The sequence below is a fragment of the Thalassotalea fonticola genome, from assembly GCF_032911225.1.
GTDB classification, from domain to species: Bacteria; Pseudomonadota; Gammaproteobacteria; order Enterobacterales; family Alteromonadaceae; genus Thalassotalea_A; species Thalassotalea_A fonticola.
The window spans coordinates 3,747,029-3,771,832 of the sequence record NZ_CP136600.1 but is presented as its reverse complement, the minus strand read 5'-3'; the positions used below and the strand labels follow the sequence as shown (position 1 = coordinate 3,771,832).

Annotated in this window: 20 protein-coding genes; 10 read left to right on the top strand and 10 right to left on the bottom strand. The window is 40.3% G+C overall.

Features of this window, described 5'->3' with window-relative positions; all coding sequences use genetic code 11:
• Positions 1 to 88 precede the first annotated feature (88 nt).
• From RI844_RS15340 to RI844_RS15330, 3 genes are all read right to left on the bottom strand, one after another.
• The gene (locus RI844_RS15340; RefSeq protein ID WP_348395544.1) at positions 89 to 256 is read right to left on the bottom strand and encodes a hypothetical protein; all 168 of its coding nucleotides are present in this window, start codon (positions 254 to 256) and stop codon (positions 89 to 91) included.
• A gap of 23 nt (positions 257 to 279) precedes the next feature.
• Positions 280 to 1,560, bottom strand: a complete 1,281-nt coding sequence (gene gabT, locus RI844_RS15335; RefSeq protein ID WP_348395543.1) for a 4-aminobutyrate--2-oxoglutarate transaminase — start codon at positions 1,558 to 1,560, stop codon at positions 280 to 282.
• 88 nt (positions 1,561 to 1,648) lie between these two features.
• Positions 1,649 to 3,106: an NAD-dependent succinate-semialdehyde dehydrogenase gene (locus RI844_RS15330; protein WP_348395542.1), complete on the bottom strand. Its 1,458-nt coding sequence runs from the start codon at positions 3,104 to 3,106 to the stop codon at positions 1,649 to 1,651.
• A 97-nt stretch (positions 3,107 to 3,203) separates the two neighbouring features.
• Between RI844_RS15330 and RI844_RS15325 the strand changes: the two genes are divergently transcribed.
• From RI844_RS15325 to RI844_RS15310, 4 genes are all read left to right on the top strand, one after another.
• On the top strand, positions 3,204 to 4,124 hold the full coding sequence (locus RI844_RS15325) for a LysR family transcriptional regulator (protein ID WP_348395541.1): 921 nt from the start codon (positions 3,204 to 3,206) through the stop codon (positions 4,122 to 4,124).
• A gap of 92 nt (positions 4,125 to 4,216) precedes the next feature.
• Positions 4,217 to 4,399 carry a hypothetical protein gene (locus RI844_RS15320; RefSeq protein ID WP_348395540.1) on the top strand — a complete coding sequence of 61 codons (183 nt, stop codon included), beginning with the start codon at positions 4,217 to 4,219 and terminating at the stop codon, positions 4,397 to 4,399.
• An 83-nt stretch (positions 4,400 to 4,482) separates the two neighbouring features.
• Positions 4,483 to 5,664: an acyl-CoA dehydrogenase gene (locus tag RI844_RS15315; RefSeq protein WP_348395539.1), complete on the top strand. Its 1,182-nt coding sequence runs from the start codon at positions 4,483 to 4,485 to the stop codon at positions 5,662 to 5,664.
• Positions 5,664 to 6,878, top strand: coding sequence for a CaiB/BaiF CoA transferase family protein (locus tag RI844_RS15310; protein WP_348395538.1), 1,215 nt, complete (start codon positions 5,664 to 5,666; stop codon positions 6,876 to 6,878). The genes RI844_RS15315 and RI844_RS15310 overlap by 1 nt, the downstream gene beginning before the upstream one ends.
• Positions 6,879 to 7,153: 275 nt before the next feature.
• Here RI844_RS15310 and RI844_RS15305 read toward each other — a convergent pair whose 3' ends face one another.
• A complete protein-coding gene (locus RI844_RS15305) occupies positions 7,154 to 8,533 on the bottom strand; it encodes an APC family permease (RefSeq protein WP_348395537.1) in 1,380 nt (459 codons plus the stop codon).
• A 354-nt stretch (positions 8,534 to 8,887) separates the two neighbouring features.
• On the opposite strand from RI844_RS15305, the gene RI844_RS15300 reads away from it, so the two are divergent.
• Both RI844_RS15300 and RI844_RS15295 read left to right on the top strand, forming a co-directional pair.
• Positions 8,888 to 11,155 (top strand): TonB-dependent receptor, encoded by a 2,268-nt coding sequence (locus tag RI844_RS15300; RefSeq protein ID WP_348395536.1) that lies wholly within the window; start codon positions 8,888 to 8,890, stop codon positions 11,153 to 11,155.
• A 71-nt stretch (positions 11,156 to 11,226) separates the two neighbouring features.
• On the top strand, positions 11,227 to 12,573 hold the full coding sequence (locus tag RI844_RS15295) for a glutamine synthetase family protein (protein ID WP_348395535.1): 1,347 nt from the start codon (positions 11,227 to 11,229) through the stop codon (positions 12,571 to 12,573).
• A gap of 99 nt (positions 12,574 to 12,672) precedes the next feature.
• On the opposite strand, the gene RI844_RS15290 is transcribed toward RI844_RS15295, so the two are convergent.
• Both RI844_RS15290 and RI844_RS15285 read right to left on the bottom strand, forming a co-directional pair.
• Entirely contained in the window at positions 12,673 to 13,491 is an 819-nt protein-coding gene (locus tag RI844_RS15290; RefSeq protein WP_348395534.1) for a helix-turn-helix transcriptional regulator, read from the bottom strand.
• Between the two features lie 321 nt (positions 13,492 to 13,812).
• Positions 13,813 to 15,186 carry an aminotransferase gene (locus RI844_RS15285; RefSeq protein WP_348395533.1) on the bottom strand — a complete coding sequence of 458 codons (1,374 nt, stop codon included), beginning with the start codon at positions 15,184 to 15,186 and terminating at the stop codon, positions 13,813 to 13,815.
• A 149-nt stretch (positions 15,187 to 15,335) separates the two neighbouring features.
• Between RI844_RS15285 and RI844_RS15280 the strand changes: the two genes are divergently transcribed.
• Positions 15,336 to 16,142 carry a gamma-glutamyl-gamma-aminobutyrate hydrolase family protein gene (locus RI844_RS15280; protein WP_348395532.1) on the top strand — a complete coding sequence of 269 codons (807 nt, stop codon included), beginning with the start codon at positions 15,336 to 15,338 and terminating at the stop codon, positions 16,140 to 16,142.
• The gene (locus tag RI844_RS15275; RefSeq protein ID WP_348395531.1) at positions 16,143 to 17,561 is read left to right on the top strand and encodes an aldehyde dehydrogenase family protein; all 1,419 of its coding nucleotides are present in this window, start codon (positions 16,143 to 16,145) and stop codon (positions 17,559 to 17,561) included. It begins immediately after the preceding gene.
• 72 nt (positions 17,562 to 17,633) lie between these two features.
• Here RI844_RS15275 and lhgO read toward each other — a convergent pair whose 3' ends face one another.
• On the bottom strand, positions 17,634 to 18,830 hold the full coding sequence (gene lhgO, locus RI844_RS15270) for an L-2-hydroxyglutarate oxidase (protein WP_348395530.1): 1,197 nt from the start codon (positions 18,828 to 18,830) through the stop codon (positions 17,634 to 17,636).
• Positions 18,831 to 18,857: 27 nt separating this feature from the next.
• A complete protein-coding gene (gene glaH / locus RI844_RS15265) occupies positions 18,858 to 19,817 on the bottom strand; it encodes a glutarate dioxygenase GlaH (RefSeq protein WP_348395529.1) in 960 nt (319 codons plus the stop codon).
• Between the two features lie 209 nt (positions 19,818 to 20,026).
• Here glaH and csiR point away from each other — a divergent pair, with 209 nt between their 5' ends.
• Complete coding sequence (csiR, locus tag RI844_RS15260) at positions 20,027 to 20,698, top strand: DNA-binding transcriptional regulator CsiR (protein WP_348395528.1); 672 nt, start codon at positions 20,027 to 20,029, stop codon at positions 20,696 to 20,698.
• A 10-nt stretch (positions 20,699 to 20,708) separates the two neighbouring features.
• Here the strand turns inward: csiR and RI844_RS15255 are convergent, their stop codons facing one another.
• Positions 20,709 to 21,764: a cysteine synthase A gene (locus tag RI844_RS15255; RefSeq protein WP_348395527.1), complete on the bottom strand. Its 1,056-nt coding sequence runs from the start codon at positions 21,762 to 21,764 to the stop codon at positions 20,709 to 20,711.
• A 180-nt stretch (positions 21,765 to 21,944) separates the two neighbouring features.
• Here RI844_RS15255 and purU point away from each other — a divergent pair, with 180 nt between their 5' ends.
• Complete coding sequence (gene purU, locus RI844_RS15250; RefSeq protein WP_451923621.1) at positions 21,945 to 22,805, top strand: formyltetrahydrofolate deformylase; 861 nt, start codon at positions 21,945 to 21,947, stop codon at positions 22,803 to 22,805.
• 77 nt (positions 22,806 to 22,882) lie between these two features.
• On the opposite strand, the gene RI844_RS15245 is transcribed toward purU, so the two are convergent.
• Entirely contained in the window at positions 22,883 to 24,703 is a 1,821-nt protein-coding gene (locus RI844_RS15245) for an acyl-CoA dehydrogenase C-terminal domain-containing protein (RefSeq protein WP_348395526.1), read from the bottom strand.
• Between the last annotated feature and the right edge of the window lie 101 nt (positions 24,704 to 24,804).

Sequence of the window (24,804 nt, the reverse complement as noted above, 5' to 3'; positions counted from 1 at the left end):
ACTATAAAATGCACAATTATTAGCACTTTACAGTAGCACGAGTATAAAAAATTTATAGCTGTAGCTGTTTAGTTAACCTAAGATCAGGTTAGTTATATCCTAAAATAAAGCACTGTTGTTCAGCATCGGCAAAATCTAGAAATAAACAAAAATTCAAAGCTGTTTGCTCGTCATTTTCTGAAGGTAGCACTACATTAGGCGCCCGTTCAGTTATCTCAGTTAGTACATTGCTTTGAGCTAATTTCATCTCACTCATTTTATGATATATCCTTTATTCAACTAGCTGGCTGCAGAGGCAAATAACTCAGCAAATTTGTCTAAACCTTCATTCGCTAATTCATCGCTAATGGTTAATGCCGGTAAGAATCGAACAACGTTACTATAAAAACCACATGCAAGCAGCACTAAACCATACTCCGCTGCTTTAGCAATTATCGCTTGCGTTAGCTCAGGGTTAGGTTGCTCAAAATCCCCTTCCTTGACTAACTCAATTGCTATCATACTGCCTTGATTTCTAACATCACCAATGAGGCTTGGAAATTGAGTTTGTAACTGCGTTAAGCGCTCATTGAATAATGCACCAACCTCATTAGAGCGAGTAACTAGATTTTCTTCTTTAATCACATCCAAAACAGTTAATGCTGCTGCGCAGGCAACAGGAGAGCCACCGTAAGTTCCACCCAGGCCACCTGGTAATGGAGCATCCATGATTTCACTTTTGCCAACTACTGCAGCAATTGGAAAACCACCAGCAATACCTTTGGCCATAGTCATTAAATCAGCTTCAACGCCGGAATGTTCAAAACTAAACATTTTACCTGTACGGCCAAAACCGGTTTGAATTTCATCAGCAATTAATACAATGCCATGTTGATCACAAAGTTTACGCAGCGCTTGTAAAAATTCTGCCGGTGCAGCGTAAAATCCGCCTTCGCCTTGCACTGGTTCAACTATAATTGCGGCAACATCCGTTGCAGCAATATCAACTTTAAACAAGTTTTCTACGGCTTTTAATGAGTCTTTAACTGAAATATCATGACAATCAATCGGGAATGGTGCATGAAAAATATCGCCAGGAAATGGACCAAATAAGTTTTTATAAGGTAGTATTTTCCCTGTTAATGCCATTGTTAGATTTGTACGACCATGGAAACCACCATTAAATGCAATAACACCACGACGACCAGTATGAGCGCGAGCAATTTTAACGCAATTTTCTACTGCTTCAGCGCCAGTAGAAACAAAAATGGCTTTCTTTTCTGAATCACCTGGGGCGATAGCCGTCAGTTTTTCAGCAAGTTCAACAGCAACTTCATATGGATTTACCATTACACAAGTATGACTAAACTTATCCACTTGTGCCTTTACCGCAGCAACGACTTTTGGATGACTATGGCCAGTATTACAAACGGCAATACCCGTACCAAAGTCAATATAACGCTTACCTTCAACATCCCAAAGCTCTGAGTTTTCTGCACGTTCAACATATACTGGGTACATGTTACCTTGACCACGAGCAATTACTTTAGTCTTTCTATCTTGTAGTTGTTGATTGTTCATTTTCTTTACCTATTAATCTTTTAATTTCATACGTTCTATTTATATATTTAACGCTTTAACTCTTATATAAAGCGTTACTCTGGCTAGCTTATTTGTCTAAGCCGCCCATACATAAATACTTAATTTCCATATAGTCATCTAAACCATATTTAGAGCCTTCACGGCCATTGCCTGATTGCTTTACCCCACCAAAAGGTGCGGCAGCATTAGAAATAATGCCCTCATTAATACCAACCATGCCAAACTCTAAACCTTCTGCGACACGCCAAACACGGCCAATATCACGAGTATAAAAATAAGCAGCTAAACCGTATTCGGTATCATTAGCCATAGCGAGCACTTCGCTTTCGTCGCTAAACGCGATTATAGGCGACACCGGGCCAAAAATTTCGTTACTGGCAATAGGCATATCAGTAGTAACGTTAGTTAATATTGTCGGCTGATAATAATTTTCACCTTGGCTATGACCTGAGCCACCAGCAACTAACGTTGCCCCTGCTTTAATCGTTGCTGTAACCAACTTATCAACATCGGCAACCGCAGAGGATGAAATCATCGGGCCAATACTTACCCCGGCATCCAAGCCGTTACCAATTTGTAATGCGGCAACTGCCTGGCTGAATTTTTCAGTAAATTCAGCCAACACACCTTGCTGTACGAAGATTCGATTGGTACACACGCAGGTTTGACCGGCATTACGGTACTTTGATGCCATTGCGCCTTGTACTGCGGCATCGATGTCTGCATCATCAAAAACAATAAATGGCGCATTGCCACCCAGTTCCATCGATACTTTTTTTACAGTTGTCGCACATTGTTCAATTAACAACTTGCCAACAGGTGTTGAGCCAGTAAAAGTGAATTTAGCAATATCTGGGTGTTGAGTAAGTACTTTACCAATACCACGAGCATCCATACCAACAACCACATTGAATACACCTGCAGGAATACCGGCTCTTTCAGCAAGTTCAGCCATAGCTAATGCAGATAATGGTGTTTGGGTTGCCGGACGTACCACAAAGGTACAACCAGCAGCTAATGCTGCTGCCGCTTTTCTGGCAATCATTGCATTTGGAAAGTTCCAAGGTGTTATCGATGCTACTACACCAACAGGCTGTTTGATCACAACGATACGCTTATCACCAGATGGACCTGGAATGGTATCACCGTAAACACGCTTGCCTTCTTCAGCAAACCATTCAATAAAAGCCGCGCCATAGGCAATTTCACCTTTAGCTTCGGCTAGTGGTTTACCTTGCTCTACGGTTAAAATTCGGCCTAAGTCATCTTGATGCTCCATCATTAGATTAAACCAATTACGCATTAACGTGGCTCTTTCGTTTGCTGACTTTGATGACCATGACTTTAATGCATCTTTTGCGGCTTTAACTGCAAGTTCAGTTTCAGCAACACCGGCATCACTTACTTTGGCAACTTCTTCGCCCGTAGCGGGGTTGGTCACCAAGAATGATGATTCGCTGCTATGCCAACTACCATTAATGTATGAAAAGGGTTTAAGCAAATGCTTATCTTGTAACTGTTGCATGTTTATCTCCAACGCGAACTATTTTTTCTATTGAATAACAATTCAAACTGATGTTAAATACTAAACATTAAACCTTAAGTTTGGGGCAGGTAAAACTTTGAGTAATACATCTATCATTCCAAAACCGATAGCAGAATACGATTTGCGCTTATTGCGTATTTTTGTATCTGTGGTTGAACATGGCGGTTTTGCCGCAGCAGAGGTTGCTTTAGGTATCACGCGTTCAACGATTAGTGTGCATATGTCAAATCTTGAAGCGCGGATGAATTTAAAGCTGTGTTTACGTGGTCGAGGTGGTTTTTCACTTACCGAAGAAGGCCAAGAAGTTTATCGTGCCGTGATCAGTTTATTTGATTCCTTGAATGACTTTTCTTTATATGTAGGAACCCTTGGTAAAGAACTCAGTGGTGAAATAGTCATTCTTTGTGCCGATCAACTCGACACCAAACGCCAACAAAAATTAGCCCGGGTTATCCGTCATATTCATGATAATGCACCAAATTTACATATAGTCTTAGATGGTGACTCTATTTCCAATATCGAAAAATCGCTATTAAAAGATAAAGCGCATATAGGTTTATTTCCTGGGTACCAACAAATTGAGGGGCTTAACTACACCCCAATATACAGCGAGCCCATTTATTTATGTTGCGGCAAAGAACATCCATTTTTTAATAAAGTTGATAGCCAAATTACTGACGCAAATCTGGCTGAAGTAGCTGCTATTCATCCAGGCATAGATATTGATGATTCAGGGCGTAAACAACTGCAAAAATTAAATTTGGTCGCCAAGGCTTATCAATTTGATACCCGTAAAGCGATGATTCTATCAGGACATTACATTGGCTTTATGTCACAAAGCTACATTCAGGATGAGTTAAACCAGGGTCAAATTAGATTAATACAACCAAGTACGCGCACGTACCAGTTCAAGCTATCTATGGTGCACAAGAAAGTACCAAGAGAAGTGAATAAAGTTAAGCTATTAAAAACAGCCTTTGCGGAAGTATTTAAATAAACCAGGATCAATTCCTTACCCGATAAGGGTATGTTCTTAAATACAGATATTTGAAATAGTATTAGCTAAACACTATACAAATGAGTGAGATCATGATGAACAAACCAATAAATATTACTAATGATGAACGAGTTACTGAATTCAATCATTCGAACGTTTATGTTAATGCAACAACGGTTAAAGTGCGTCAAGACTCGAATATATCGGCCAATCATGCAGAACTAAACACCTCTGACAGTGAGATAAACTGCTGTTATGAACTCGGTTATAATTAAGCGCTAAGCTAATTTAACAGCAAGATTTACGGCGATTTTATATAGCTCAAAATTCTAATATAAATCCATCAATGGAGCGACACATGAGTCAAACACTATCCCCTTTCAATTGGCAAGATCCTATGTCTTTAGACAGTCAGCTTACTGAAGAAGAGCGGATGATAAGAGATACCGCCTTTGATTTTTGCCAAGAAAAGCTTTTGCCCAGAGTACTTGATGCAAATCGCAATGAGCATTTTGATCGAAACATCATGAGCGAACTCGGTGAACTGGGGTTATTAGGCGCAACACTACCAAGCAAGTATGGCGGCAGTGAAGTCAATTACGTGAGTTATGGTTTAATTGCCCGTGAAGTTGAACGTGTTGACAGCGGTTACCGCAGTGCGATGAGTGTGCAATCTTCCCTAGTTATGCACCCTATATACAGCTACGGCAGTGAAGCACAACGAATGAAGTATTTGCCAAAACTTGCCAGTGGTGAATGGGTAGGTTGTTTCGGCTTGACCGAGCCCGATTCTGGTAGTGATCCTGCCTCGTTAAATACCCGCGCCACAAAAGTTGATGGTGGCTACTCACTTACAGGTAATAAAATGTGGATCACCAATTCTCCAATTGCCGATGTTTTTGTGGTATGGGCAAAACTTGATGGTGTGATCCGTGGCTTCATTCTTGACAAAGGCATGGCTGGTTTATCGGCACCGAAAATCGAAGGTAAATTCTCACTTCGAGCCTCCATTACCGGTGAAATTGTAATGGATAATGTTTTTGTGCCTGAAGAAAATATGTTTCCTGAGATTAAAGGATTGGCCGGGCCATTTGGCTGTTTAAATAAAGCTCGTTATGGCATTGCTTGGGGTTCTTTAGGTGCTGCTGAGTATTGTTTTGAAAGTGCGCGCACCTATACATTGGACCGTAAACAATTTAACCGTCCATTAGCCGCTAATCAACTGATTCAGAAAAAATTAGCCGATATGCAAACTGAGATTTCTTTAGGTTTACAAGGCTGTTTGCAAATGGGCAGATTGATGGATGCAGGACAATGTCCGGTTGAGCTGATCTCGTTATTAAAACGTAACAACTGTGGAAAATCACTAGACATAGCCCGTGTTGCACGAGATATGCATGGCGGCAATGGTATTAGCGATGAGTTTGGTATAATTCGTCATGTAATGAACCTTGAAGCGGTAAATACCTATGAAGGCACACATGATGTGCATGCTTTAATTCTTGGCCGAGCGATAACCGGTATTCAGGCATTCTGCTAATGACTGGTGCACTGGATGGTATTAAAGTTGTCGATTTAAGTCGAATTTTAGCTGGGCCTTGGGCCTCGCAAATGCTTGCGGATATGGGTGCGCAGGTTATCAAGGTCGAGCGTCCAGAAAAAGGTGACGATACTAGGTTCTGGGGGCCTCCATTTATTAAACCGGCAAGTAACGAGCAGCCACCACAGGCTGCGTACTATCACTGTGCCAATCGTAATAAACAATCTATTGCCATCGATATTACCACCAGTGCAGGCCAACAAGTGATTAAAGACTTAGTCGCTAAAGCTGATGTCCTTATAGAAAACTACAAAGTTGGTGGTTTGACTAAATACGGCTTGAACTATGCGCAACTAAAAGAAATTAACCCTAAACTGGTCTACTGTTCTATTACCGGTTTTGGACAAACTGGGCCAAGCGCCCATAAAGCTGGTTACGATGCGATGATTCAGGGCGAAGGCGGCCTGATGAGTTTAACTGGAGAGCCAGAAGGAGAACCAATGAAGGTGGGCGTAGCATTAGTTGATGTGATGACCGGCCTTTACAGTGCCAATGCCGTATTAGCGGCATTAATGGCTCGCCAGCATACTAATGCTGGCCAACACATTGATATCGCCTTGCTTGATGTCCAAGTTGCCACATTGGCGAATCAAGGCATGAATTATTTAGCCTCTGGTCAAAGCCCGAATAGACTAGGTAATGGCCATCCAAATATCGTGCCTTATCAAACATTCGCCACAGCAGACGGCAGTATTATTTTAGCGATTGGCAATGACAGTCAATTTGCCAAATTTTGTGCTGTTGCAAAGTGCGCAGAGCTTGCCAATGATGTGTTGTTTCACACTAATGAGAAGCGCGTTATCAACAGAGTAAAGCTTATTCCAAAACTTGCTTATATTCTTGCCCAAAATACCACGCAGAATTGGGTTGTTCTTCTGGAGCAAGTTAAAGTACCTTGTGGACCAGTGAATACCCTAGAACAAGTATTTGAGCATCCGCAAATTAAACACCGCAATATGGTGCAGCAGGTGGCTGATAATAATGGTAAATTTATTTCTACTATTGCTTCGCCAATTAACCTTTCAGATACCCCCTTGCAGTACAATAACGCTGCTCCTGATTTGGGACAACATAGCAAACAAGTACTAGAGCAAGTTCTTGACTACAGTGATGCACAAGTTAATAATTTATTTACGCAAGGCGTAATTAGTTAGATAACAAACATTTCTTCAATAAATTTACAAACCTAAAAAGGCTAACTAGTTACCTAGTTAGCCTTTCGTTATCCGCGTTAAAAGTTGTTTCATACCAATTCCATTAATTATGTGATCTACTTTTTATTGAGGAAAAAGGGATAAATACAAGGCATAAAATTTTATAAGTAGTTATTCTACTTAAAGATTTTATAACGCGGTAGTTATTCATTTTAACCAGTAAAAATGAGCAGATAATTAATGGACTTGGTATCAGTTATTTTACAACCAACACCCTATATTGTAATCGATGTACTTGCTGTAGAGGCCTTTGATTTCTCTGTCGATAAAATAATCATTTCACCAATCGCAATGGTCACCACCACTCCAGCCAGAACCATCCATTGCATGCCTTCTTCTGGTGAGTAAATAAATAACACAATCGCCATACTCAAAATAGTGATACAAGAAAAGGCAAATAAGCGAGCGATGAATATCCCTCCAGGAATTTTATAAGGGCGAACATGTTCTGGATCATCAATACGTGACTTTATAAACGCTAGCATCATCGCTATATATGGCAACATAAAAATAACCGCACTGAAGGCAAACAATGACCAGAATAAATCTTCATTCGAACCCGCTAAAACGCCATAAAGTAATATAGTGACAGTACTGACTAAGCCCATCATGATACTTGCTCCCAGTGGTGTACCGGTCTTTTTGATTTCCCAGGCAAATATCTTCGGCAATTCGCCAACCTTTGCCGCTTCTGCAGCGGCTCTATTACAACCTAATGCCCAAGTAACCCCATTAGTAAAGAAGGTATATAAGGCTGCAATGCCAAGAGCAAAAGCGAAGGTTTTGCCAGCCGGCGTATCACCCATTAATAAATACAAAGTATCCATCAAGCCTTCAACTAAGTTGATATCTTGCGACGGTATGGCAGCTAACATGGCAATAGTGCCAAAAATGTACAACAGAATAATAATTAGTGCCGATATAAGTACTGCCTTTGGCATATCACGGGCCGGATTTTTCATTTCTTGACTACTGGCACTGACTAATTCAAAACCTAACATGCCGTAAATTATGGCCGGAATATACTGAAAACTAGCCTGCCAGTCAGGCTTAAGTGCAGCCATTGAAAAATCATTAGCCATGCCATGCTCACTAACATGATTAAAACCAGCAATGATTAAAACCAGAAAGATCAGTACTTTTAAAATTGCGCCTGAATCAGGAACAAATTTGCCTATATCTAAACTGACAATATTTACTGCGACGGTTATCCAAGTCAACGTGATACCTATTGCTATTTGGCTGGATAAACTTAAATCAGGGAAAAATAATTGTTTAAAAATTCCAGCAAATAAAATTGAAATTGCCGGGATCCATACTGCAGTGTTAACCCAGTACCCCCATGAGGCCCTTGCAGCCCAACGGCTACCATATGCTGTTTTTATCCAGGCATAAATTCCACCTTGTTCAGGGTAAGAGCAAGACATTTCAGCGCTAATTAAGGCAAAAGGAAGAAAGAATGTCAGTCCGAGAAATAACCACCAAAAAATACTAGAAACACCAACAGTGGCAGCTGATGCTAGAGTATCCAACAATAATATAGCGGAAACCGTAAATAGGACCAGGTCCTTTTTTCCCAACGTTTTATCTTTCATCAACAATTCTCCACGTTTAAACCAACAAGCGACCTCTAACACATAATGCATGCTATAAAAGGTATGGTTTATATAATTCTAGAACTACAAAGACCCCAGTGTTACATAAATTTAACACGATTAAGTTACCCCTATAGGGGGAGAAATGAATTGCAATTACATGCTCCTCTCAAATAATTAGTTAAAACTACCGATAAAAAATCTAACCTGATGGGGGTATGTTCCGCTTATAAAAATTTACTTAATCTAATTCCAGCTTAACAAACCAATAACAATATCAATAATAAAACTTCGAGTAGCACTGTATAACCGCGACTCATTAAAAGATTAATTACAACTAAAGCAGGTTTAACCATGAATTCAAAATCACAGAAGTTATTTAAACTGTCGCCAATATTTTTGGCATTAGGCTGTATCAGTGTCCAGGCAGGGGAAATTGAAACAATAGAAGTACGCGTGCAGAAACGTACTCAATCAGTACAGGAAGTACCCATTGCCGTTTCGGCATTTAATGGCGATATGATGGATCAGTTAGGCATTGCCGATGTACGTGATTTAGTCGATTTAACCCCAGGATTCAATGGTAAAACCGAAGACAGCTTTATTGATGCGTTATCCATTCGTGGTATAGGTACCAATGATTTTGGTATTGGTGGTGACCCTTCTGTTGCCATATTTACCGATGGTGTATGGGCTGGTCGAAATGGCGGCGTACAAATGTCTTTTTACGACATGGAAAGAGCCGAAGTTGTAAAAGGCCCACAAGGTACACTATTTGGTCGTAATGCAATTGCCGGTGGCATTAACATTACAACCAATAAACCAATTTCTGATTTTGAAGCGAGCGTTGGTGCCACAGTTGCACAACATGGTGCGCAAGAAGTTACTGGTATGGTGAACATTCCGTTAACATCAAGTTTATATTTTCGCGCTGCCGGTAACATTGTCAGAGAAGATGGTTGGTTAGAAAATGAAGCTGGCGGTGGTGATTTAGGTGGCAGCGAAGTGAATTCAACTCGCTTGTCATTACGCTATGAAGGCGATTCTACCGATGCAATATTGCGGGTTACTTATGAAGATAGAGATCAAGATCCATCGGTTTACTGGACTGAAAAAACTAATGCCGCTGAAGATAAAGCCAATATTGACCTCCTGGACGACCAAGGTTATGACCGCGGCGAAATATTAACTGTTCAAGCTAATATTGAATGGCAAATTTCAGACGAATATCTACTTACCTCAATTACCGGCTACAAAACCTATGACTTTGAATATTTGGAAGATTTTGATGCCCAGCCAAGTCTAATTAACAATTATGGTCAAGACCAAGAGGTTGATTATTTCAGCCAGGAATTACGCTTAAACTATCAAGGTGATGGTGCTTTTACCTGGTTCTTGGGAGCAAGTGTCTATCAAGAAGACATCGATGCGACTTTTTCCAATTATTACACTGAAGATGCCTTGTGTATTGCTGTAATTGAAACCGATGACGTTGGGGGTGCACTAGGTTGTGACGACCCTATTTTTGAAGCCTACTGGGAAGATGATATTGACCCGGCCGACTTATTAGTAAATAAGCCGGAAACGAATATTGATAAGTTAGAAAACTCTGGCTGGTCTGTTTATGGCGATATCACTTGGCAAGCTACAGCAAAACTTGACCTGACTTTCGGTGGTCGTTATACCACTGACGAAAAGGATATGTCGATCAGCGTACTAGATTCAGGTGGCGCCTTAGGCAATACTTTTGTTTTTGAATGGTATACCGATGGCTTTACCCAAGCCGATGAATCTTGGAGTGAATTTACTCCTCGCGTTGCTGCAGTATATCGCTTAACTGATACAACAAACCTTTACGGTAACATTTCTCAAGGTTACAAATCAGGGGGCTACTCAACATTTGGCATACAAAACGACGGTTCACAAGAATATGGCGGCGTGCTAGCCGAGGGAAGTGAGCCATTAGCATTCGACCCTGAAACCAGCACCAGTTATGAGATTGGTAGTAAAATGATGCTCGCTGACAATACCGTACAGCTTAATGTTGCTTACTTCAATTATGTGTATGAAGATTTGCAAATGATCATCTTTGAAAGCGGTTCACAATTAGTGAAAAACGTTGGTGAAGCAGAAAACCAAGGCATTGAAATGGATATGCGTTGGACTCCAGGCGATAACTGGGATATTCGTGTCGCGGGTGCTTGGATGGACAGTGAAATTACCGAAGAAATTGAAGAAGGTGACGGTACTGTTGGTAATAAATTACCGATGGCGCCAGATTTTAGTGGTTCAATTATTACCACTTACATGTATCCGCTAACCGATGGTGAACTTTCTTTAATCGCTCAGTGGGTTTTCCAAGATGATGTTTACGGCGGTCCAGGCAACTATGAAACGGCGAAAGTAGATGCCTGGAATGAGTTAGGTCTGCGTGCTACCTATGCAAGTAACTCTGACTGGAATGTAAGCTTATACGTAGACAATGTTACCGATGAGAGCTACTTCGAACGTGGTTGGGAAAATGCAGATGCCGATAACCTAAACGGTTTTGGCTTAGTGAATACTTTTGTATGGCCATCAAAACCTCGTACCGTTGGCATCAGCTTCGATATGGACTTTTAACCCTTTTTTGTCCTAGCCCTAGGAACACTTTCCTAGGGTTTTCTTTTTCCCTTAATTATCTTGAGTTAATTATGTCTGAACAAAATATTGAATTATTAGAGAAATTTCTAACCGCGCATCCTGAGGTGGAGGTTTTCGAAGTTATACTGCCCGATATAAACGGAAAACTCCGTGGCAAATGGATTGAACGCAATAACATTGCTAAAGTGCTAAACGGCGGCCTCAAATTACCATTAACAGCACTTGCATTCGATATTTGGGGCCGAGACCCGTTTAGTTGGGTTTATCAAAGTGGTGACGAAGATGGTGTCTGTATCGCCGATGTTCGTACCTTAACAACCGTTCCTTGGTTAAAGCGTCCGACAGCACAAATACTAATGTCGCTTAATAACTTTGATGATACTCCATGCAGTTACGATGTTCGCAATGTATTAAAGCAGGTGATTACTCGTTTTAACAAGTCTGCTTTAGCTCCTATGCCGGCATTTGAAATGGAATTTAGCTTATTTGAGCAAGATAATGATGCCCACGGTCGCCCCCTGCATACTCAGGTAAATTCATCAGGCATTGATGCTGGGCAAACCTATGGCTTGGACTCTATGCAAGATATGGCTGAATTTATGCATGGCGTACGTGATGCATCGAAAGCGCAAAAGCTGCCAATTGACACCTTAATCACTGAAGCTGCACCTTCTCAGTATGAGATAAATTTATATCATCAACCTGATGCATTAGTTGCTGCTGATCAAGCAATAATGCTGCAAAGAACCATAAAAGGTGTGGCTAAGCAATTAGATTTACGTGCCTCGTTTATGGCTAAACCTTTCGCTGATTTAGCCGGTAATGGTATGCATATGCACTGTAGTTTACTTGATAATGAAGGTAATAATGCCTTTGATAATGGCACCAGCGAAGGTAATGACCTATTGCGTTATGCGATTGCCGGTTGTTTAGCAACCCTAAATGACTGCATGTTAATATTTGCTCCGCATTTAAATTCTTACCGTCGTTTTCAAAATGGCAGCCATGTGCCGATGACGCCAACCTGGGGTTATGAAAACCGAACCGTTGCAGTGCGAGTTCCGGCCGGAAGTCATAAAGCCATGCGTATTGAGCACAGAGTTGCCGGAGCAGATGCTAACCCACATTTAGTTGCTGCCGCAATCACTGCGGGCATGCTCTATGGGATAGAAAATAAACTTGAAGCGCCTGAGCCAATTGAAGGCAACGCCTACGATCAAGTAGCAGCTAGTTTGCCAAATTCATGGTCGAAAGCTGTTGCTTTATTTAAAAATTCAAACTTTATTGCGGAATATTTTGGTACTGAATTTCAACGAGTATTTAGTGCCACTAAAGAGCAAGAAATTGCCGAATTTAATCGTCAGATCACCACACTTGAGTATGAAACCTACTTATAGCTGAAACAAGCTTGCTCGCTGTTCATACCAAATTGATTAACTTGACCCCAGTATAGCCAAGACTGTTTATGCTGGGTGCAAGTTAGTTATATTACTTAACTACATATAGTTGGATAACGGGTCGCCCTCGACATACTTTTCAACACTCATTAATGAATCAATAAATAAATAAAATAATTCTGACTGTGAATTAATATCAAGTTTGGCGTAGGCATGCTTACGATGTAATTTTACCGTTTCAACGACGATATTAAGCTCTTCAGACACCGTTTTCGTGGTATGACCATGTAAGATCAAATGCACAACCTGTTGTTCTCTTTTCGTTAAAATTGACACGCCAAAGTTATCCAGCGCATGTTGCATTCTTTCTCTAATATCTGAGTCACCGGCGGCAAGATGGTTTTTATTCCAATATTGCTTAGCCAACATTTCAATCATTGGCTTTATATCATTAAGCAAAGTCAATTCCTGTTTAGTAAAGCGCTTAAGTGAGCTCGTGCGACCAATCGATATGTTGACAAAGTCATCATCGCTTAGCGAAATAAGATAGCCACATTCATCTTGTAAGCCAGATTTGCTATACCAGGTTCGATAATATTCCGTTTGCTTAAAACCTTTTGGAGAGATCTGCTCCAGACTAAAAAATCCACGTTGATTTTTTTGTGTTGCATGCAGGTAATAAGGGTCAAGCAAGAAGGCTCCTTTAAGAAATATATCGAGGTTAGAGCTACCACCTTTCATTGGCTCATCAAAATACTCAATTACCGGCAAGGCAGACTTACGATATAAAATGAAGGTAACATCGTTGGTTTCAACCAACGCTTTAAACCCCAGAGCCAAGCGTTCGATAAAATCTAATTCAGCAGATTCATCAATCAAGTCGGCAGAGATTTGGGCGAATTGGGCGATATAATTCATAATTATCTTTGTTACATAGCAAAATCAAAAATAGAGGATATAACTATAATGCTAAATATTAACAATGTAACGACTTATGTTAATTATCAGTTTATTGCAGTGATTTTTTCATGAATTTACAAACCTAGAGCCATCCTTGTGGTTTGCATTAATTCTTCCATGAATTTACAAACCTAGAACCATCCTTGGTGGTTTGCATTAATTCTTCCATGAATTTACAAACCTAGAACCATCCTTGGTGGTTTGCATTAATTCTTCCATGAATTAAAAAGCAACACCCATTAGGAGTATTGCTTTTATATTAAGTGATTAAGTGATTTTTTAGGACTTAATACCGTAATGCTTGGCGGTGTAATCCAGAGCAATAGTTAAGCGAGTGATCAATAAATCAATTTCTTCACGGCTACAAATAAGCGGTGGCGCAGTAACAATAGCATCACCAACCGAACGCACCATTAGACCATGTTCTATCGCATGCATTTTACAAATAGCACCGCCTTCGCAGTCCGGGGCTAAACGTTCTTTTGATGATTTATTTTTCACCAGCTCCAAAGCGGCTAACATGCCTACGCCCCTAACCTCGCCGACAATCGGGTGATCTTCTAAGCTTCTTAATCTGGCTTGAAAGTACGGCATGATATCTGCTGCGCCTTTTTCAATAACCTGTTCATTTTTTAGAATATCTAGAGTCGCAATACCAGCAGCACAAGCAAGAGGATGTCCTGAATAAGTGAAGCCATGAGTAAACTCGCCCTCATTGCAGGTGATCACATCAGCGACTTTATCACTCACCATAACACCACCTAAAGGCTGGTACCCATTGGTAACCCCTTTCGCAAACGTTAATAAGTCAGGTTCAATATTATAAGTTTCTGCAGCAAACCAATTACCAGTACGACCAAAACCACAAATAACTTCATCAAGAATTAGTAAAATATCACGCTCTTTACAAATTTTTGATATTTCTGGCCAATAGGTTTCTGGAGGAACAATAACACCAGCAGCACCTTGAATAGGCTCAGCAATGAAAGCGGCAACATTTTCTTCGCCTAATTCATCAATTTTAGCCGCCAGCTCTTGCGCCACATGCTTACCAAATGCATCACGATCAAGCTCGCCGTCATAGCCAAACCAGTTCGGTTCAGCAATATGGTGAACATAGTTTACACCGGTATATTGCTCATGCATGCCATTGAAACCGCCAAGAGAGCCTGCGGCAACAGTAGAACCATGATAAGCATTTTTTCTACTGATAATCTGCTTCTTGTTAGGCTTTTCAAGCAAATTATAGTAACGGTGTACTAAGCGAATATTGGTATCGTTTGCCTCTGAGCCTGAGTTAGTAAAAAATACTTTATTGAACTGAGGAGGCGTTACTTCAACCAATGATTTCGCCATATCTACGGCAAGCTGATGAGTACATTGGAAAAAACTATTATAATAAGGCAGTACTTCTAACTGCTGAGTAATGGCTTTATTTATTGTTGGTTGACTGTAACCTAAATTACTACACCAAAGACCTGACATCCCATCAAGTAATTGTTTACCTTCTGAATTGTAAATATAAATATGCTCAGCACGAGAGAAAATATCTCCACCTTTTTGTTTATGTTCTTGCAAATCAGTGAACGGATGTAAGTAATGAGCCTTATCCAAATCCTTCAAAGTTTTAAAAGTATTGTTTGCTATATTCAATTTTCTATCCTCTGCACGTTATGAATACAAGGTCTGTATTAACTACTCTTTGGGGTTATAGTCGACCTTGCTCTCTTAATGTTTAATAGTCTTACATAAAAAATATCCAATTGGATTACCCCTAAAGAGTTGTATAGGAGCCAAATAAAATGAATTTAACTAAACCTGTTGTTGGTGTTGTATGTGATGTCATCAAATATGGTGCCAATGGATTTCATGGCGCTGGAGAGAAATATATTAATGCATTAGCACACGGGTCTAATGCCATACCTATTTTGATCCCGGCACAACCCGCAGGCGAAGATTTAGAGTCGCTGGAAAAACATTTCAATAGTGATTTTTTTAAACAACTTGATGGTATTTTTCTGCCCGGTAGTCCGTCAAATGTACAGCCAAGCCATTATTCAAATGAAGCATCAGCAACACCTGAAAGCCACGACGCTCAACGTGATGGTTCAAGCTTACCGTTAATTAAATTAGCGATTGAAAATGGTATTCCATTATTGGCAGCTTGCCGAGGTATGCAAGAATTAAACGTTGCATTGGGCGGAGAGTTGTACCAATGTTTACATCAGCACGAACAATTTATTGAACACCGAGAAGACAAACATGGGACACGTGACGAGCAGTATCAAACGGCTCATCAAGTTACTCTCGCAGAGGATGGCTTATTTGCTAGTTTACTGAATGCAACAAGCCACAACGTAAATTCTTTACATGGTCAGGGTATTAAAACACTTGGCCAAGGATTGGTTGCTGAAGCCTATGCACCAGATGGATTAGTGGAAGCTATTCGTTATCAAGGTGACAAAAGCCAAGATGAGCACAGCTTTGCTGTTGGGGTGCAATGGCATCCTGAATGGAAATTTAATCAAGACAAGTTATCAACAGCATTGTTTGGTGCTTTTGGTGATGCGGTACATAAACGATATTTACAAAAACATATGGAGAAATAAATGCAAGACTGTAGACAATTTTATATTGATGGTAGCTGGAAAAACCCAGCTATCACTAACGATTTTGCTGTTATTAATCCAGCAAATGAACAAGTGATCGCCAACATTACTTTAGGCTCAAGTGCTAATGTTGATACTGCGGTAGCCGCAGCTCGTAAAGCGTTTGCATCCTATGGCAATAGCAGCGTTGAACAACGTATTGCATTACTTGAAGCTCTGCTTAAACAATATATGGACCGATATGATGAAATGGCGCATGCGATTTCACTGGAAATGGGCGCACCAATTGATTTTTCCATCAATGCTCAAGCTGATTGCGGTAAAGGCCATATTGAAGCAACACTGGCAGCACTGAAAGAGTTTGAATTTCAACGCACCTTAGCTAATGCGCAAATAATTAAAGAGCCCATTGGTGTTTGCGGCTTTATTACCCCATGGAATTGGCCGATTAACCAAATAGCCTGTAAGGTAGCGCCAGCTTTGGCTACAGGTTGTACGATGATATTAAAACCTAGTGAAATTGCACCATTATCTGCGCATTTATTTACTCAAATGGTTCATGATGCCGGTTACCCTGCCGGTGTGTATAACATGGTAAATGGTGACGGTTTAGAAGTGGGGGCGGCAATATCTGCACACCCAGATATTGATATGGTTTCATTTACCGGCTCAACCCGAGCGGGTATTGCCATAGCAAAATCAGCAGCAGATACGGTAAAACGAGTCGCACAGGAGTTAGGCGGAAAATCGCCAAACATTATCCTTGATGATGCAGATATCGATGCAGTGGTTACCCGTGGCGTTAAATCGTGTATGAGTAATACTGGTCAATCATGTAATGCCCCGACTCGTATGCTAGTGCCTGAAAGTAAATATCAGCAGGCAATTTCAGTCGCCAAAGCTGCGGCAGAAACAGTTAAAGTAGGCAACCCTGCTGAAAGTGGCGGGCACATTGGCCCACTCGTTAGTGAGCTGCACTTTAATAAAGTACAAGCAATGATCCAGGCAGGGATTGATGAAGGAGCAACCTTATTAACCGGCGGCACGGGTAAACCAGATGGTTTGGCAACAGGCTACTACACCAAACCGACTATCTTTACTGATGTAAATAATGATATGACTATCGCCAGAGAAGAAATTTTTGGTCCTGTATTGGTTATGATCCCGTATAACAGTGAAGAGCAAGCGATCGAAATTGCTAATGACACACCCTACGGGCTTGCGGCTTACATTCAATCGGCTGACCCGCAACGTGCTCAACGCATAGCACGGCAAATTAGAGCAGGGATGATCAGCATCAACGGCGGAGCTCATCATTACACCTCACCTTTTGGTGGCTATAAGCAGTCAGGTAATGGTCGAGAATGGGGTGAATTTGGTTTTGAAGACTTTTTAGAAACAAAATCAATAAGCAGTTAATCGCTTTGACAGCAAAGGGGGAATAATTAACCTCAGGTTAATTATCCCCCCTTTTTTTAAATTAGCCTGAGGTTAATTAAATTGCTCTTCAATTTTGGTTAAAATGTAATGGCCAATCGGTATTGCCGACGTTGCCGCCGGCGACGGGGCATTACACACGTTAATGGTCCGTTTACTATTGGCAAATAAAAAGTCATGCACTAAGCTGCCATCATCCATAACCGCTTGCGCGCGTATGCCAGCAGGGTAACTCTGTAAATCTGTCAGCTGAATTTGCGGGCAATACTTTTGCACTAATGCCAAGTAACCACGTTTGAAGATGGAGTTTTTAAACTCAGTGATGCCTGATTTTAGATTCTGCCGTAACACTTTCCAAAAGCCTACAAAAGTAACCATATCGGCAATGTCCCTTATACTGATATTAATTTTTCCGTAGCCCTCTCGTTTAAACCCTAATACTGCATTGGGGCCAACAGTAACACTGCCATCAATCATACGAGTCAGGTGTACCCCTAAAAAGGGTAACTCAGGGTCTGGGATTGGATAAATCAAATGCTTCACAATAGTGTTTTTATCAGGTGGTAAACGATAGTATTCACCTCTAAACGGGATGATCTTGAAGTTGGTTTTAATGCCCAGCATTTTCACCGTACGATCAGCCATTAATCCCGAGCAGGTAATCAAATATCGGCTTTGATAAATACCTTGATTCGTTTGTATCGAAACATAACCATCATGCTCTACAAGGTCAGTAACTTTAGTATTTAATTTAAACTCGCCACCCAAAGCTTTAAATTCTTCCGCCATCTTAATAGTGACTAGCTGGTAATCAACAATGCCGGTAGATTTTACCAAGATAGCACCAAGCCCACTGATATTTGGCTCATGTTGCTTTAACTCTTGTTGGTCAAGTAATTGCACCTCAATATCATTGTGCACGCAGCGGCTATAAAGAGCCTGCATACGCTCCAATTCGAGTGCATTAGTCGCCACTAATAGCTTACCGCATTGCTCAAACGGGATATTATGTTGCTGACAGAAGTTCACCGTCGCCTGCTCACCTTCACGACAAAACTTGGCTTTTAAACTTCCTGGCTCATAATAAACGCCTGCGTGGATCACACCACTGTTGTGACCCGTTTGATGGAAGGCAAATTCATCTTCTTTCTCGACTAATAATACTTTTTTATCGGGATAACGCTGTTGTACCTGCCAAGCAGTAGAAACCCCGACAATCCCGCCACCAATAATAATATAATCATACATCATAATGGTTCCTTAATATCAGTTGCTGCATTAATCAGATTTGGCATTTTCATAAAATGCACCACGTTGACGAAGTAATTCACGATGTAACCCTTGATGGGCAATAAATTTATCACGGCCATGTAACCAGCAATGATTATTTACCACAAGTAAACTACCGGTTGGTACTCGAACATTAAAGGTATTAGCCTCAGCTTCTAGTGATTCACCGATATCATGTAAGTATTGGCCTTGGCGCATGTTAAGTGGTTCACAGAACTGATCTATGTATAGCATTTTTGGTCGACCCTGTTCATCTTCTTCGAAAAATACTGGATGATGAGTTTTGTAGTTAACATTTTTACTTGCTGGTGACATCCATTGTATATCTTCTTTCGCTAAAGGATGACGATAAAATTGATCGAGCTGTTGCCAATCGTCAACATGCAATAGCAAAGAATCACCGCCTTCCATATTTTTTTCAGCCATTTTTTGCATTATCACCCAATCAGTTCGTTCACTTACATAAGTACCATCATTATGCAGCTCCATGCGACGGTGTGGTTGGCGTAAATAACTGTCACTATTGTCGGTATTATTGACACTAAAGCGCGCATAAAACTTACCGTACATAGAGTCAAAATTTGGCACACCAATTAAGTGCGATATTGCCGTTGATAAAATAACCTTAAAATCATTATCGGCAATTTGCTCTTGGCTAGCTTCGTATTGCAATAAAAATGCACCGGTTTCACGATTTTTAATCGTACCTAATAAAAATTCACCCAATTGATTATTAGTGAGTTTATTAAGAATGTCAGCAACTTTAAAACGTAAGAATGGTTTGTATTCAATTGCCTGTAAACCATAAGGCGATACTTGTTTAATAAATAATTTAACCGTATCTGCATGCAATGTTATTAACTGTAAGCGTGAATTATTCGCATAGGGACTAATTGTAAAACCTTTATGATCGAACTCGTTTGCTATTTGCTGGGCTGTTGCATTCATTGTAAACCTCTATTCATTAATTTAAAGAAATTCTTATTTATTGATTTTATGCGACAAAATAATAATGTCGACATTTTATAAAAATATCAACATTATGTAATTTTAACGATACCCCAGAAGTGTTAGGTATTATTTTTAATACATATATATTTATTAATAAAAACGCATTAGGATAATATTGACGCCATTGTGATAAAAATGATCGAGTAATGACTACAAAAAGCAGTAATTTTGCCAGCCAAGTGTTGGGTAACCTTAAAAATGACATCCTTAGTGGTGAATTCGCCCCTGGCACTAAGTTATTAATGAGTAAGCTCAAAGAGCGTTATGCTGTTGGTACAAGCCCATTGCGGGAGGCCTTATCACAACTTTTAGTTGAAGAGCTAGTGATTGTAGAGAATCAGCGTGGCTTTCGCGTCAGTCCAATATCGATAGATGAGCTTGAAGACATTTATCAGGCAAGAGCACAAATTGAAACCTTATGCATTAAAATGGCAGTCGAACTGGGCGATGACGATTGGGAAGCAAAAATTATTGCCGCTGCGCATTGTTTAAATAAGTATGGCAACAGTGAAAATATCGATGTTACTATTTGGCAGAAACGCCATAAAGACTTTCATGATGCAATTGCTGAAGGATGCGGTTCACATCAATTAATTCAGGTTCGCCAGTCACTTGCAGATAAAGCCACACGCTATCGCAATATTTGGCTCAGAGCTAATATAGGCCAAGATGACGTGCTAAAAGCCAATCAACAAGAACATCTGAAAATACAAAATGCAGTGTTAAATAGAGATGGGCAACAAGCGCAAAATCTAATTTTTAAGCATTTAATGACACCAGTAGCAATCATCAAAACGTTAATGAAGGCACACAATTAACTATAATAATTTATTTAGTCACTCGCACCACGTTATCTATTGGTTCTGCTTGATAGCGAGTGAACTTTTCAACTAAAGTTTCGCTGGTTTCGAGCAAATGTTTTTCTTGTAAAAAGTTATGGTTATAAAGCTTTGCATAAGAACGCTCGGCCAGATCGCAGCAAAACGTCACTATGGTATGACCCGGCCCCATTTTTGCCGCCGCATACATAGCACCAGCAACATTAAGTGCTGAACTACTACCTAATAAAATCCCATCACAGTTGCGAACATGACGTGAAATATCGATTAAATCTTGGTCAGGCAAGGTAATGGCACAATCTATTTTGGCTTGGCGAAAATTTTCAACACTGCGCATTATCCCTATTCCTTCGGTAAATGAACTGCCGACACTGACAAATTTACCGTTTTTTAAGTAGCTATACAGGCCTGAGCCATCAGGATCGACAAGCCAAGTTTTTAAATTAGGATTTCGCTCTGACAAATATTGGGAATTACCAGCAATCGTGCCGGCAGTACCAACAACTGACACTAAAGCGTCAATTTGACCTTGTGTTTGATGCCATATTTCTGGACCAGTATGCTCGTAATGCGCTTTAGTGTTACTGATATTTTCAAATTGATCGGCCCACCAATAATCATCATTTTCTTCCCCCAAGCGTTTCGCCGTATGGTAAAAATGATTAGGATCAGCAAAACCACAAGCAGGCACTAATTTTAATGTTGCGCCATATAGTTCTACCATTTGTTCCTTTTCTCGAGCTTGGCCAGTGGGCATCACCACTACCATTTTATACCCCAAAGCCCTTGCCACTAATGCTAATCCAATACCAGTATTACCCGCTGTGCCCTCAACTATGGTCATGCCCGGTTTCAGTTTACCACTAGCAATAGCATCTTCAACAAGTTGCAGCGCTGCTCGGTCTTTTATTGATCCCCCAGGGTTTTGTTGTTCGCATTTTAATAAGATTTCACAACCGGTTAAATCAGAAACACTATTGATACGCATTAGATCGGTGTTACCAATAAGTTGTGCAACGTTTTCGCGTATTGGGGGAGCCGCCATAAATCAAAACTCAGTATGATTGAATATATTAAATACTAGATTGTGCAAGCCACAAGTCAAGATAAGGCATTACTTAAGACGATTGGTATTAGATATAAAACATAATTCTAGGTAAATAGCCTAAACTAATGATAAAACTGTATTTAATAGAAAATTTAATAAGTTATTTAAGGAATAGCCATGATACATCCCTACCGCTTAACCATTTCATGTGCCGATAGGCCAGGTATTATTGCCGACGTTAGTGGATTTATCACCGGTCATGGCGGCAATATTATTGAGTCGCATCAGTACAGTGACGATAGCAGTGGCATGTTTCATATGCGCTACGTTATTGACCCGGCAAATTTGCGAATGAATGCTGAAGATTTTCAGGTGTTGTTCTTACCTATTATTGAACGCTATGCAATGAACTTTAAGTTAACCGACACGCAGAAGAAAACCAAAGTGTTGTTGATGGTCAGTAAGATTGATCATTGTTTAAAGGATTTATTATACCGTTGGAAAAGTGGCGAATTAGACTTTGACATTCCCTGTGTCATTTCAAATCATCCAGACTTAAAAGAGTACGTTGAATGGTTTGGGATACCATACTTTCATATAGCCGTACCAAAAGATGAGAAAGGCAAAGAAACTGCATTTAATGCGACATCTGATATCATAGATAAATATCAACCTGACACAGTAGTATTGGCCAGATATATGCAAATACTACCACCCTGGATGTGTGCAAAATATCAAAATCAGGTGATTAATATTCACCACAGTTTTTTACCTTCATTTATGGGGGCAAAACCTTATCATCAAGCACTTGAACGCGGCGTAAAACTGATTGGCGCCACTTGTCATTATGTTACTGAAAATCTCGATGCTGGACCTATAATCGATCAAGATATTGCCCGAGTGCATCATTATCATCAAGTGGATGATCTTGTTCGTCTGGGTAAAGATGTAGAGAAGAGTGTATTGTCGCGCGGTTTAAGGAATCATTTAGAAGAGCGAGTATTGGTGCACAACAACAAAACCATTGTATTTGGTTAATTTATCAATAAAAAAGCCACTGAAAATTTACTCAATTTCCAGTGGTAATTGTTTTTCAATCGAATTTATCGCCCTACTTAGACAAAGCTTAACAATTCTTCATCAAGTTGCATTAAGGTTTTAGGGTCAGCCATCATGGTTTCTGCTAACGACTTAGTTCTTGGTAGCATGCGTTCAAAATAGAATTCCGCAGTTTTGATTTTAGCGCGGTAAAAATCTCTATTTTCGACATCAGTTGCCAGTTTTTCATAAGCGGCTTGAGCCATTTGCGCCCAAAAGTAGGCCATGGTCACATAACCTGAATACATCAGATAATCGACAGAAGCTGAGCCGATAATGTCTCGGTCTTTTTTCGCTTTCAAAGCTAAACGCAACGTGTATTGCTGCCAATTTGCTGTCGCTTTACTGAGTGGCCAAATGAAGCGATTCATTGCGGCTTTATGCGGGTTGCTTGATACCATAGATTTATCTTTACAAAACCCTAAAATTTCGAAAGCAAACTGTTTGAACGACTTACCGCGATTTAGCAGTATTTTACGAGCCAACAAATCTAAAGACTGAATTCCGGTTGTACCTTCATACAAGGTAGAAATGCGTGCATCACGAACAATTTGTTCCATGCCCCATTCTTTAATATAACCATGGCCACCAAATATTTGCAGGCCGAGATTTGCACTTTCAGAGCCTAACTCGGTTAAAAAGGCTTTTAAAATTGGAGTGATAAATCCCAATCGGTAATCGGCGCGCTTACGCTCCTTTTCAGTTTTCGCCATTTCGATATCATCAACTAATTTAGCGGTGTAATAGATCATTGCTCTACCACCTTCACTAATAGCTTTTTGCGTCATCAGCATTTTACGAACATCTGGATGCACAATAATAGGATCCGCAACCTTATCAGGGTGTTTTTTACCCGTTAAAGAGCGCATTGATAAACGCTCTTTCGCATAAATAAGTGAGTTTTGATAAGCGAGTTCTGCGGCACAAACACCTTGTAACGCCGTGCCTACACGTGCGGTATTCATAAAGGTGAACATACATTCTAAGCCTTTATTTTCCGGGCCAATTAATACCCCTTTAGCATTGTCAAAGTTTAACACTGCTGTTGCAGACGCTTTAATGCCCATCTTTTCTTCAATAGAGCCACAAGTGACATTGTTTGCTGCACCTATATTGCCTTGTTGATCTGTTTGCATCTTAGGTACGATAAATAACGAAATACCTCTTGTTCCAGCAGGGGCGCCTGGTAAGCGGGCTAAAACGATATGAATAATATTGTCGGTTAAATCATGTTCACCGGCAGAAATAAATATTTTGGTACCGGTAATGTTATAGGTACCGTCGCCGTTATCTTCAGCTTTGCTTTTTACCTGGCCCAAATCTGTGCCACATTGTGGTTCAGTTAAACACATAGTACCGGTCCAGGTGCCTGTCGTTAAACGGGTAAGGTAAAGCTCTTTTTGCTCATCGCTGCCATGTACTTGAATGGTATTCATTGCGCCATGGCTCAAACCTGGGTACATAGCCCAAGACCAGTTGGCAGTGCCCATCATTTCTGATTTCACCATGCCTAACGATGGTGGTAAACCTTGACCACCGTGCTCAATTGGATGTGACAAGCTTTGCCAACCACCATCAACATATTGTTTATAGGCTTCTTTAAAGCCATTTGGTGTGGTCACAACACCATCATTAAATGTACAACCTTCTTTATCGCCACTTTGATTTAACGGTAATAATTCATTCTCACAAAACTTGGCGCATTCGCTAACAATTGCATCAACAAGATCAGGAGTTGCTTCTTCGAACTCAGCATGTTTTTGGTAGTGATCGTAATATTTAAACACGTCTTCAAGTAAAAATTTTATATCTGTTACTGGTGCTTTATAGCTCAACATAGTGGAAATCCTAGCCCTGAAATTTATCTTATCGCATATAATTTGGCATTGAGTATAACAGAAATTCTAACTGGTCCAACCACTTTATTAGTTTAATTTTC